Genomic DNA, 11939 nt, shown 5'->3' with positions numbered 1-11939 from the left:
CGGTCACCTTCCCCGGAAGACAGCGGGTCGCTTGGCCAGGAAGGCTTCCGTCCCCTCGCGCTTGTCGTCGCTGGTGTAGAGCAGCGCCTGCGCCAGGCGCTCGACGACCAGCCCGGTGTGCTGGTCGGCATCCATGCCGGAGCGGATGACCAGCTTGGCCAGGCGCACCGCGAGCGGCCCCTTGCGCAGCACCTGGTCCGCCACCCGGCGAACCTCGTCCATGAGCGCCTCGGCGGGGACCACGGAGGTCACCAGCCCGATCGCGGACGCCTCGGCGGCGTCGACCATGCGGCCGGTGAGGATCATCTCGATTGCCCTGCCGGTGCCCACCAGGCGGGCCAGCCGCTGGGTCCCGCCGGCGCCCGGCAGCACGGACAGGTTCGTCTCCGGCAGCCCGAACCTTGCGGTGTCGGCGGCGATCCGGATGTCGCAGGCCATGGCGAGCTCGCAGCCCCCTCCGAGCGCATAGCCGTTCACGGCGGCGATCGTCGGCTTCTCGAACGCCTCGATCTCGTCGTACAGCCGTTGCATGTCCGACTCGAGTGCGGTGTGCAGGGTGTAGTCCTTCAACTGGGTGATGTCGGCCCCGGCGATGAAGGAGTGGTCCCCGGCGCCGGTGAAGACGACCGCGCCGACGGTGTCGTCGTCGCGGAGGTCTGCAAGCGCTCGGCGCAGATCCGACTGCACGTGCCGGTTGATCGCGTTGCGGACCTCGGGCCGGTTGATGGTGACCCTGGCGAGCCGGTCGGAGATGTCGACGAGGACCGTCTCTCCAACTGGTGTGGTTCCTGTCGCTGTTGTCATCGGTCTCTCCACATCTCACGCGGCTTCGAGGAGCAGGGAGACGCCCTGCCCCACGCCGACGCACATGGTCACGACGGCACGGTGGGCCTGCCGGTCCGCAAGCTCGATGGCCGCGGTGAGGGCCAGCCGGGCCCCGCTGGCGCCGAGCGGGTGTCCCAGGGCGATCGCACCCCCGTTGGGGTTCACGTGCTCCGCGTCGTCGGGCAGCCCCAGGCCGCGCAGTACCGCCAACGCCTGGGATGCGAAGGCCTCGTTGAGCTCGAACAGGTCCACGTCCCCGATCCCGAGGCCGGATCTGTCGAGCAGCTTGCGCGTGGCCGGGTCGGGGCCGATGCCCATCACCCGCGGCTGTACTCCCACCGAGGCCGCTCCCGAGATCCGGGCCAGCGGCGTGAGTCCGTACTGCGCCACGGCCCGCTCCGAGGCGACCAGGACGGCTGCCGCACCGTCGTTGACGCCCGAGGAGTTGCCCGCCGTGACGGTGCCGCCCGGCACGATCGGCTTCAGGCGGGCGAGCGCTTCGAGTGAGGTCCGGCGGGGGTGTTCGTCCGTCTCGACCGGCGGCGTCTCGCCACGCCTGGAGGGCACCGGCACCGGCGTGATCTCACGCCCCAGCCGTCCACGGTCGATGGCCGCAGCCGCCCGCTCCTGCGACCGCAGAGCGAACGCGTCCTGGTCCACGCGGGAGATGCCGTAGGTGTCTGCGACGGTCTGGGCGGTTTCCGGCATCGCGTCCGTGCCGTACGCGGCCCGCATACGTGGGTTGACGAAGCGCCAGCCGATGGTGGTGTCGTGCACCTCGCCTGCGCGCGACCATGCGGTGGGTGCCTTGGGCAGGACGAAGGGGGCGCGTGTCATGCTCTCCACCCCGCCGGCGACGACCAGGTCGGCCTCGCCGGCCCGCACCGACCGCGCGGCGACGGCCACGGCGTCGAGGCCGGAGGCGCACAGCCGGTTCACGGTGATCCCGGGCACCTCCACGGGAAGTCCCGCGAGCAGCCCTGCCATACGTGCCACGTTGCGGTTGTCCTCGCCCGCCTGGTTGGCGCACCCGAGGACGATGTCGTCGACGGCCTCCCAGCCGACGGAGCCGAGCTGCTCGACGAGGGCTTGGACGACGTGGGCGGCGAGGTCGTCGGTGCGGACGGCGGCGAGGGCGCCACCGTACCGCCCGATCGGGGTGCGTGTTCCCGCCACCAGGTAGGCCGTGGTCATGCATCCCCCCGGAAGCGGTCGCGGAGCTGGAACTTCTGGATCTTGCCGCTCGGCGTTCTCGGGAACTCCGGGCACACCACGAGCTTCTCGGGCCAGTACTGGCGGGCCACGCCCTTCTCCTTCAGGTACTGCTGCATTTCGTCGAACGTGAAGTCGCCGGCCCCGGGCCTGAGGACGACGCAGGCGCAGGCACGTTCCTGCAGGCGTGGGTCGGGCACTCCGACGACGGCGACGGAGTCGAGCTTGTCGTTCTCGTAGAGGACGTTCTCCACGTAGGCGACGGGGATGTTCTCGCCGCCGCGGATGATGACGTCCTTCACCCGCCCGGAGATCTTGAGGTAGCCGTCCTCGTCGATGCGAGCCAGGTCGCCGGTGTCGAACCATTCCCCGCTGAAGCTCTCCCGGGTCATCTCCAGCCTCTCGGCGTAGCCGACGAAGAGAAACGGCCCGGTCACCTGCAGGCGCCCGTCGCGGTTCGGGGCGAGCTCGCCGCCCTCGGAGTCGACCACCCGGATCCGCATGCCCGGCCAGGGGCAGCCGTCGGTGTCGACGATCTTCTCCTCCGGGTCACCGGGGATGCCGAGCGTGACCAGCGCATTCTCGCTCTGGCCCCACCCGCCCAGCACCACCATGTGCGGCAGTTTCTGCTGGGCCTCCCTGACGATGACCCGGGGAATGGGCGCCCCCATGCAGCAGAAGCGCTCCAGCGACGCCAGGTCGTGGTCGGCCAGGTTCGGGGCGCCCAGCAGGTCGTGCAGGAACGGTGTCGCCCCGGAGGTGTACGTGATCCGGTGCTTCTCCACGAGCTCGACGAACGCGCGTGCGTCCCAGGCTTCTTGGAAGACGCCGGTGGCCCCGGTCTGCACCGGCAGCCGGGCCCCGTACAGGAAGCCGGTCAGGTGCGCGAGGGTGGACCCCATGTGGATCACGCTCGCGTCCGTGATCCCGAGCCGGGAGGGCAACGGATCGTTCGCGGCGACCAGGGTGTTGTGGGTGTGCATCACTCCCTTCGGCTCGCCCGTGGTCCCGGAGGTGAAGATCAGGAGCGTCACCTCGTCGGGATCCGGCCGCAAGGCGGCGAGCCGTGAACGCTCGCGCTGCTCCTCCCGCGCGGTGGCCATGAAGTCCGGCCAGGGGAGGGTGCCGCAGCGCGGCTTGTCGCCCACGACGATCACGTGCTTCAGGTCCGGCCACTGCGGGCGGAGCCGCTCGATCATGGCCGGGTAGTCGAAGCCCCGGAACTCATCGGGGACGATGACGACCTTGGACCGGGCCAGGCTCACCATGAAGCTGATCTCCCGCTCCCGGTAGATCGGGATCAGCGGGTTGCTGATCGCCCCGATCCGGCTCGCCGCGAAGTGGGTGACCGCCCACTCGATCCGGTTCGGAAGCTGGAAGGAGACCACGTCTCCCGGCTCGACGCCGAGTTGCAGGAACCCCGAGGCGCACCGGTCGACCTCATCTCTCAGCTCCCCGTAGGTGATCTGCCGGCGCGAGTCGATGAACGCGGTCTTGCCGGGGGTCCGGGCGGCGGCCTCGTCGAGGAAGTCGGTGATGGTGCGATTGCGCCAGAACCCCTGCTGGGTGTAGCCGTCGATCTGGTCCTGCGTCAGGATCGTCTCGAAGGACATGGAACCTCCGCGTCAGCTCATGGTGAGGCCGCCGCTGACGCTGACGGTCTGTCCGGTGATGTAGCCGGCCTCGTTGGAGGCGAGGAAGGCGACGGCGTTGGCCAGGTCTTCCGGCCGACCCAGCCGCCGGAAGGGGATGGCCCGGGTCAGGGCCTCCCGGAGCTTGGGGTCGTCACCGCCGATGGAGGCGAAGAGCGCGGTGTCGGTGGGGCCGGGGCACACGCAGTTGACGTTGATCTGGTAGCGCGCCACCTCGCGCGCGATCGCCTTGGTGAACGCGATCACCCCGCCCTTGGCCGCGGAGTACACCGCCTCACCGGAGGAGCCGACCCGGCCGGCGTCCGAGCCGAGGTTGACCACCGAGCCGGACTTCGCCTCGGCCATCAACGGCAGTACGGACTTGCAGGTGTTGAGAACGCCGTAGAGGTTGATCTGCATCACCCGGTCCCAGTCGGCCGGGTCGGAGTCGAGGAACGTGGAGGCCTTGTCCCAACCGGCGTTGTTGACGAGCACGTCGACGCGGCCGAACTTCCGGACCACTTCCTCGACCATGGCGTCGACCGACTCTCGCGAGGTGACGTCCGTACGGATGCCGATCGCACCGTTCCCGATGCCCTCGGCGGTCTCCTTGGCGGTCACCTCGTTGATGTCGGTGACCACCACCGTCGCGCCGCCGGCGGCGAGCCGCTCCGCGATCGCCTTGCCGATGCCCTGTCCGGCACCCGTCACGATCGCGACCTTGCTGTCGAGCTGTCCCACGGATCTTTCCCCTTCTGGTGGTGGCTGGGCTGGGTTACGGCGCATAGGTACGGCCGAGAAGGTTCCGGGCGATGACGAGCTTGGAGACCTGAGCGGTCCCGTCCCCGATCTCGAGCCCGATGACGTCACGGAGCCGCTGCCCGAGCGGGCTCTCGGCCGAGTAGCCCAGGTGCCCGAACGTGAGCAGGCACTGATGGATCACCTCGGTCGACAGCTTCGGGGCCCAGAACTTGGCCATCGCCGCCTCGGTGCTGTGGTCGAGGCCGTTGTCCTTGCGCCAGAGGGCCTCGTAGCAGACGTGCCGCGCACCGCGCAGGTAGGTGGCGTGGGCGGCCAGCGGGAAGGACACCCCCTGGAACTTCCCGATCGGCTGGCCGAACGCCTCCCGGTCCCGCGCCCACTGGAGCGCCTCATCGAGCGAGGCCTGGGCGGCGCCGAGGCAGGCGAGCCCGATGATGGCCCGGGAGTAGTCGAAGCCCTGCATGACGGAGACGAAGCCGCCACCCTCGTCGCCGATCAGCCGGTCCCGGGAGACGGGCAGGCCGTCGAAGTGCAGTGAGGCGCGGCCGATGGACCGGCTTCCGAGGTCGTCGAACGCGGAGCGGGTGACGTACCGGTCGTCGAGGTCGACGTAGAACGCGCTGACACCGCGTGCGCCACCCTCACCGGTGCGGGCCAGTACGAGACCCGTGTGGGCGCTCATCCCCAGCGTGATCGAGGTCTTCTCGCCGGTCAGCCGCCACCCGTCCCCGTCGGGCTCGGCACGCAGCTCCAGCTTCGCCGCGTCGGTGCCGTGCCCCGGCTCGGTGACGCACAGCGACGGGATGACGTCGCCCGAGGCGATCGGGGGCAGCCACTGTGCCTGCTGCGCCTCGGTGGCGTTGCGCACGAGGACGTCGCTGATGAGGGCGGTGTTGATGATGAGGTAAGTGGCGTTGAAGTCGGCGCGGCCCACCTCCTCAGCGGCGAGTCCGGCGACCACCGCGCTGGCCTCCTCGCCTCCGTGGCGCTCCGGGATCCGCAGCCCGGTGAGGCCCATGCCGGCCATCTCCTTGACCAGGGCCGGGCGCAGCCGCGCGGCCTTGTCGTCGGCCTGGTAGTGCGGGGCCAGCACCCTGGTGGCGAAGCGGCGCAGCTCCTGGCGGTACGACTCCTCGTACTCGTCGAACCGGAAGTCCACTGTCTGTTCCCTTCGGAGTGGTGCGGCGACTCAGTGCCAGTTGACGTGACGGTTGAAGTCGGGGGTCCGCTTCTCGGCGAAGGCAGCGGCGCCCTCGAGACCCTCGGGCGAAGCGGTGAACAGATCGAGCGCCGACATCGCGAGATTGCTGAGACCGGCCTGGTGGTCGGTGTCGGCGTTGAAGGACTGCTTGAGGAAGCGGATCGCGGTGGGGCTCTTCGGGGTGAGCTCGGCCGCCCAGGCCCGGGCCTCGTCCATGAGCCGGTCGGCCGGCACGACCGCGTTCACCAGGCCCATCTCCAGGGCGGCGTTCGCGTCGTACATGCGGCACCAGAACCAGATCTCCCGCGCCTTCTTCTCGCCCACGATGCGCGAGAGGTAGGCGGAGCCGAAGCCCGCGTCGAAGGAGCCGACCTTGGGGCCGGCCTGCCCGAACCGGGCGGTCTCGCTGGCGATGGAGACGTCGCAGAGAACCTGCAGGACGTGGCCGCCGCCGACGGCGACGCCGTTCACCGCGGCGATGACCGGCTTGGGGATGTCACGGATCAGCTTGTGCAGGTTGCCGATCTCGAACATGCCGCTCTCGCTGGGCCCGTAGTCACCGGTCTCGGCGCGCTGCTTGACGTCGCCGCCGGTGCAGAACGCCTTGTCGCCGGCGCCGGTCAGGATCACGCACCTGACGTCCTTGTCCGCCCAGGCGAGCCGGAAGGCCCTGATCATCTCCTCGACCGTCCTGGCCCGGAAGGCGTTGTAGCGCTCGGGGCGCTCGATCGTGATGATCCCGGCGGGGCCGTCCACCACGTAGCTGATGTCCTCGAAATCCGTCATCCCAGTTCCCTCGAGAGAAGCGATGAATCATCATTCACTGAACGTTCATTCATTGAATGATGGTTCACTCGCGGGTGTCAAGGGGGTCGGGTCGCTTTGACAACCTCGGGAAAAATGAACGACCATTCACTGCACACGGAGGGAGGGGGCGCCTTGACCACTGGGACGAGCCCGCGAGCACGCGGGGAGCAAGCACGCGAGGAACGGGTGCGCCGACGCCGCCGGGAGATCCTTCAGGCGGCGGCCCGGCTGATGGAGGAGTCCGGCTACCACGCGGTGTCGATGCAGGCAGTCGCCGACCAGGCCGACATCAGCGTCGGCCTCATCTACACGTACTTCGGCAACAAGGAAGACCTGCTCCGCGCCGTGATCGTGGACATCCTCCAGGACTTCCAGGAACGTGTGCCCGCCGCGATCGAGAACGCGGGCACCAATCCGATCGACCGGCTCTTCCGCGGCTTCCAGGAGTTCTGCCGCGTCATCGACGCCAAGCTCGACGCCACCGTGCTCGCCTACCGGGAGAGTCAGACCCTCGACGTCGAGGGACGCAGGCAGCTCATGGAACTCGAGATCCAGACGGCAGCACCGATCAAGCAAGCCGTCGTCGACGGGATCACCCAGGGCGTCTTCCGCGACGTCGACCCCGACCTGGTCACCCACAACATCGCTCTCATCGCGCACGGCTGGGCGCTCAAGCACTGGAACCTCGCAGCCCGGTTCGACGTGGACCAGTACATCGAGCGCGAGTTCGAACTCCTGCTTGCCGCCATCCTCCCAGCGACGACCACCGGAGCTTGACCGAGACTGCACGCGCCACCGAGCTCAAGCGATGGCTCAAGGCCACCATCCGTCACGGTTCGGGCACCGCCCTGTTTGCGGTGTGCCGGCTTCGATGCGGCCTGTCGTCCAAGGCCGTTGAGATCCGCATGATGTCGGGACGGCTCGGCGACGAACGGAGCCACGGTGCGGTGGAGCAGGTCGACTTCGGTGACGTGGTGGAATCCGCCGCGGTCCGGGACTGAGCCGGCAGCGGCGAGCAGTGTGGTCCGGGGGCGGCAGTGAGGACGCGTCAGAAGCGGTACATGCCTGGCGCGTGGGCATGCCGGGCGGAGTGCATGGATGCCGGCCGAAGCCACACGGACCGCCGCGCCCGTGGACCGGCTGCGCCGGATCGCCTTCGCTCCGAGCATGGGCGGCATCGAGTCTCTGGACGAGGGCAAGGCACGGGCAACCTGGTCCTCAACTCCTTCGGGTGAGGGTCTCGTCCAGCCCCCGGGCGGCGATCAACTGCGCGGTTCCGTCAGCGAGTCGATAGGCCATCCCCACCACCGCCGTCCGCCCCGCCGCCACGCGCTCGGCGAGCGCCTGGGAGCGGTCGAGGAGCAGGTCCACCGTGTGCCGGATGTGTTCGTGAAGGACCTCGTCATCCCCCGCGCGTCCGGTCGCGCGGGCCGCAAGGACGCTCGGGGTCACCCGCTCCACGACGTCCCGCACGAAGCCGCCCGGTGTCGTGCCGTCCTCGACGGCGGCGCGCGCGGCGGCGACGGCTCCGCACGAGTCGTGCCCGAGGACCACGACCAGCGGACTGCCGAGCAGACTCACGCCGTATTCGATGCTGCCGAGCACCTCGGGTCCCAGGACGTGACCGGCGGTGCGCACCACGAACAGGTCGCCGAGGCCCCGGTCGAAGATGATCTCTGCGGCCAGCCGGGAGTCGGCGCATCCGAACATCACGGCGAAGGGGCTCTGGGCGGGCGCGGTCTCGGTGCGGCGTGCGGCGTCCTGGTTGGGGTGCGCGGGCTCCCCGGTCACGAACCGTTGGTTGCCCGCCATCAGCATCGCGAAGGCGTCGTCGGGGGTCGTCGGTGTGAGCGCGTCGGTCATGGGCGCAGCCTACGATCCGTTCCAGGTGCGACCCACGCAAGAAAGGCTCACGATGACGGTTCCTCACGACGACGCGGCACTCGACGATCCGGTCGGTGAGTCGCTCCGCGGCCACCACGCGCATCTGGCGCGGCGGCTCGGCGCGGCCGCCACCTACCTGCCGGACGTCGCGACCTTCGCAGTGGTGCCCGCCGGCTCCGGCCCGTCCGCGTGGGCCGATCTGGCCGCGCTGCTCGGCCCGGGCGAACTCGCCGACATGTTCAGCTGCCCGGCGACGCCGCCGGACGACTGGGAACCCGTCTTCTCCCTCGCCGGCCTCCAGATGATCCGCCCCGTGAACGGCGGCACCGCCCCCGCGGACGCGGCCGAGATCCTCGAACTCGGACCCGCCGACGTCCCCGACATGCTCGCCCTCGTCGCACGGACAAGTCCCGGGCCGTTCTGGCCCCGCACCCACGGACTCGGCACCTACCTGGGCATCCGCGAGCACGGCGCACTGGTCGCCATGGCGGGCGAGCGGCTGCGCCCGCCCGGCTGGACCGAGATCAGCGCCGTCTGCACCGCCCCCGAGGCACGCGGCCGCGGCCACGCCGTCCGGCTGGTGCGCTCCCTGGTCACCCGCATCGAGTCACGGAACGAACGCCCCTTCCTGCACGTGGCCGAGGCGAACACCGCGGCCATCGCGCTCTACAAGCGCCTCGGCTTCGAGGTGCGCGAGCAGGTGACCTTCCGCGGCTTCCGGACACCCTGAACGCCGTTCATCCCTGAGGTCGGGCACGGTTCTTGCGCCGCACGGCGCGGCCGCGTCAGATTTTTGCCTGCACCCGCATTTTCGCGGCAAAAGTGGCGAACATTTTACGGCAATGTGTTGCTACTTTCATGGCGCGGCTGAAACCTCACACAACGATCACCCGACCCGGGGATGAACCATGAACGAGGAATTCTCGATCTTCGACGAAATCATCGACCGCAAGAAATCCAACTCCATGAAATGGGCCGCCGCCGGAGCATTCCTTACCCCCGAGGAAGCGGCGGCGGACCCCCTGCCCATGTGGGTGGCCGACACCGATTTCAAAGCACCCCACGTCGTTCTCGACGCACTCCACGAAGCGGTGGACCACGGTGTCTTCGGTTACCCGGCCGGCGCCACGAACAGCTATCTGGACGCGGTGACGGGCTGGCAGGCGAAGCGCTTCGGATGGGGCGTCGACCGGGACTGGGTGGTGCAGACCGCAGGCATCATCACCAGCCTGAAGACAGCGGTTCAAGCATTCTCCGCCCCCGGTGACTCCGTCCTCATCCAGCCACCGGTGTACGCCCACTTCCACGACGACGTGCTGCTCAACGGCCGCCACCTCGCGCGCGCACCCCTCGAGCGGGCGAACGACGGCTACGCCTTCGATGCCCGCACATTCGAGGCCGCCATCCGCCCCGACACCAAGATCTTCATCCTCAGCCACCCGCACAATCCGACCGGAAAGGTCTGGTCCGAGGACGAGTTGCGGACCATGGGCGAGATCTGCGGGCGGCACGGAGTGCTCGTCATCTCCGACGAGGTCCATCAGGACCTGATCATCAATCCGGCCAAGAGGCACATTCCCTTTGCTTCTCTCGGCGCGGAATTCGCACGCAACAGCATCACGTGCACGGCTCCCAGCAAGACGTTCAACCTGCCCGGCCTGCAGTGCGCGAACGTCTTCGTTCCCGACCGCAGGCTGCGCGAGGAGTTCGCCCGCCAGTACGAGCGCAATCTCTTCCCGCTGGTGAACGTGCTGGGCATGGTGGCCGCCGAGGCCGCCTACGCGCACGGTGAGCCCTGGCTGGAGGAGCTGCTCACCTATCTGCGCGCCAATCACGCGCATTTCGCCGAGTCCGTGCACGCGGCCACCGCCAAGGTGCGGGTGCTGCCCGCCGACTCCCTCTACCTGGCGTGGATGGACTGCCGGGGCCTGGGCATGGACGCGGAGTCCCTCGACCGCTTCATGCTCCTCACCGCCCGCCTGTGGCTCGACAAGGGACAGAAGTTCGGCCGCGAGGGCCACGGCTACATGCGTGTGAACCTCGGCTGCCCGCGCGCCACCGTCGACGAAGCCATCCGCCGCCTCACCACGGCCGTCGCCGACTCCGACCGGAGGGACAGCACACCATGACGTCATCCGTCGAAGCGCGCCTGGCCGCCACGGTCGTGGTACCCCCCGGCCGGCCAAGTCCGTGGCCAGCTACCTGCCGTGGACACAGCGGGGGACCTGCTCTTCGCCTACGGTCAACTGCCCCCGCGCGACGGTGAACTCGCGGCCACCGGGCTGCTCGGCAGAGACCTGGGCACGGCGGCCGGACGCCTCTGCGCGCGGTCGCTCCCGGCGACAAGGGCCGGCGCGCTCGCTCGGCTGTCGGTGTCTCGGCCCAGCCGACGAACGCGCCGGCGCTCCCACCGTCACCCGGAACAAGGAATGCCCGCTCTGCGCTCCACTCCCGTCCAGGGGGCAGCCCCGCACCTTGATGCGTCGCGGCGCGAGCGGAACAACCGTCGAGGACAGCGGCACCCTGGAGGAAGAAGGTGTGAAGGCGGGAGAGAAGGCGTGATGCGCACCAGCGACGAGATCTACAACCGGGTCCGCTGGGACCCGAGGTTCGACCCGGCCCGGTTCGTCCTGGGAATCAGCCAGCGCGGGGGTGCCCTCGAACGTATCCCGCTGCCTTCCTTCGTGCCCGGGGGCGACATCCCGTGGCACCGGGTGGTGTTCATCGAGGCGGACGGCGAGGTGGTCTGGGACCGGGCCACGGGTGTGGACCGCATCGACGCGTCGGGCGCCGGCCGGGTGCGGGAGCCGCAAGCGGACCTGAGCTTCGACACGAGCTCCGGCAGGGGCGAGCCCGCCGACGTCCTCGACATGTCCCCGACAGCCCGCACGGCGGTGGCCTGGATTCCGCCCGCGGAGCTGTGGCCACCGATCCAGGACATCCGCCGGGATTACGATCCGCAGATCCACCGCTGGCCGCCGCACGTCAATGTGATCTTCGGCTTCGTGCCGGAGTCCGACTTCGAGCGCGCGGCCCCGCTGCTCGCCACGGCGACGGCCGAGACGCCGGTCTTCACCGCCCGGCTGGACGGAGTGCGCACCTTCCGGCACAGGGCGTACTTCACCGTGTGGCTCGACCCGACGGCGGCGGGCGAGGCGCCGTGGGCGGATCTGCACTGCGAACTCCACCAGCGGTTCCCGCGCTGTCGCGGGCCCGCCAAGAACTTCACCCCACATCTGTCCCTGGGCCGGACCCGGGATCCGCGGCAAGTCACCGCCGACTGCGCCACCCGGCTCGACGCCATGACGGCAACAGTCTGGGAACTCGTCCTGCTCTCCCGCAGGGGCGACGGGCCGATGCGGCCACGGGCCACGGTCGCCCTGCGCACGGGCGAGGTCCGCTGGCTGCCCGCACCCGGCCCCGAGGCGCCGGGCCCTGAGGACACGGCCTGGCTCTCCGAGATCACCGACAGGTGAGGCCATTGCCAGGTGGGGCCGCGCCGCCTGGATCAGGGTTTTCAGCAAGGGCAGGGTCGACATGAGGATGCCGGACCCGTGGCTGCACGGAGCGGGCCAGGTCTCCGGGAGATGGTGACCTCCGTCCGCCACCAGGACCGT

Annotated in this window: 12 protein-coding genes; 5 read left to right on the top strand and 7 right to left on the bottom strand. The window is 69.7% G+C overall.

Annotated features, from left to right (window positions below):
- Positions 1 to 3: 3 nt before the first annotated feature.
- The 6 genes from IEZ19_RS26185 to IEZ19_RS26160 are packed head-to-tail and all read right to left on the bottom strand — an operon-like array spanning position 4 to position 6417.
- Positions 4 to 804 (bottom strand): enoyl-CoA hydratase/isomerase family protein, encoded by an 801-nt coding sequence (locus IEZ19_RS26185; RefSeq protein ID WP_189313742.1) that lies wholly within the window; start codon positions 802 to 804, stop codon positions 4 to 6.
- A 15-nt stretch (positions 805 to 819) separates the two neighbouring features.
- On the bottom strand, positions 820 to 2019 hold the full coding sequence (pcaF, locus tag IEZ19_RS26180; RefSeq protein WP_189313741.1) for a 3-oxoadipyl-CoA thiolase: 1200 nt from the start codon (positions 2017 to 2019) through the stop codon (positions 820 to 822).
- On the bottom strand, positions 2016 to 3650 hold the full coding sequence (locus IEZ19_RS26175) for an AMP-binding protein (RefSeq protein ID WP_189313740.1): 1635 nt from the start codon (positions 3648 to 3650) through the stop codon (positions 2016 to 2018). Before IEZ19_RS26175 ends, pcaF begins: the two co-directional genes overlap by 4 nt.
- A 12-nt stretch (positions 3651 to 3662) precedes the next feature.
- A complete protein-coding gene (locus IEZ19_RS26170; RefSeq protein ID WP_189313739.1) occupies positions 3663 to 4409 on the bottom strand; it encodes an SDR family NAD(P)-dependent oxidoreductase in 747 nt (248 codons plus the stop codon).
- 34 nt (positions 4410 to 4443) lie between these two features.
- Positions 4444 to 5589 (bottom strand): acyl-CoA dehydrogenase family protein, encoded by a 1146-nt coding sequence (locus tag IEZ19_RS26165; protein WP_189313738.1) that lies wholly within the window; start codon positions 5587 to 5589, stop codon positions 4444 to 4446.
- A 30-nt stretch (positions 5590 to 5619) separates the two neighbouring features.
- Complete coding sequence (locus IEZ19_RS26160) at positions 5620 to 6417, bottom strand: enoyl-CoA hydratase-related protein (RefSeq protein ID WP_189313737.1); 798 nt, start codon at positions 6415 to 6417, stop codon at positions 5620 to 5622.
- Positions 6418 to 6570: 153 nt separating this feature from the next.
- Here IEZ19_RS26160 and IEZ19_RS26155 point away from each other — a divergent pair, with 153 nt between their 5' ends.
- Together IEZ19_RS26155 and IEZ19_RS26150 are read left to right on the top strand one after the other, a co-directional pair.
- Complete coding sequence (locus IEZ19_RS26155; protein ID WP_229840783.1) at positions 6571 to 7215, top strand: TetR/AcrR family transcriptional regulator; 645 nt, start codon at positions 6571 to 6573, stop codon at positions 7213 to 7215.
- Positions 7212 to 7439, top strand: a complete 228-nt coding sequence (locus tag IEZ19_RS26150; RefSeq protein WP_189313735.1) for a hypothetical protein — start codon at positions 7212 to 7214, stop codon at positions 7437 to 7439. The genes IEZ19_RS26155 and IEZ19_RS26150 overlap by 4 nt, the downstream gene beginning before the upstream one ends.
- Before the next feature lie 217 nt (positions 7440 to 7656).
- Here IEZ19_RS26150 and IEZ19_RS26145 read toward each other — a convergent pair whose 3' ends face one another.
- Entirely contained in the window at positions 7657 to 8301 is a 645-nt protein-coding gene (locus IEZ19_RS26145; protein ID WP_189313734.1) for a carbonic anhydrase, read from the bottom strand.
- A gap of 52 nt (positions 8302 to 8353) precedes the next feature.
- Here IEZ19_RS26145 and IEZ19_RS26140 point away from each other — a divergent pair, with 52 nt between their 5' ends.
- From IEZ19_RS26140 to IEZ19_RS26130, 3 genes are all read left to right on the top strand, one after another.
- On the top strand, positions 8354 to 9052 hold the full coding sequence (locus IEZ19_RS26140; RefSeq protein WP_189313733.1) for a GNAT family N-acetyltransferase: 699 nt from the start codon (positions 8354 to 8356) through the stop codon (positions 9050 to 9052).
- A gap of 178 nt (positions 9053 to 9230) precedes the next feature.
- Positions 9231 to 10451, top strand: coding sequence for a MalY/PatB family protein (locus tag IEZ19_RS26135; protein WP_189313732.1), 1221 nt, complete (start codon positions 9231 to 9233; stop codon positions 10449 to 10451).
- Between the two features lie 432 nt (positions 10452 to 10883).
- On the top strand, positions 10884 to 11798 hold the full coding sequence (locus IEZ19_RS26130) for an RNA repair domain-containing protein (RefSeq protein ID WP_189313822.1): 915 nt from the start codon (positions 10884 to 10886) through the stop codon (positions 11796 to 11798).
- Positions 11799 to 11939 lie beyond the last annotated feature (141 nt).

The organism is Streptomyces brasiliensis (genome assembly GCF_014647875.1).
Lineage (GTDB): Bacteria > Actinomycetota > Actinomycetes > Streptomycetales > Streptomycetaceae > Streptomyces > Streptomyces brasiliensis.
The sequence above is the reverse complement of the archived record's forward strand: the minus strand, read 5'-3'. Positions and strand labels throughout refer to the sequence as shown.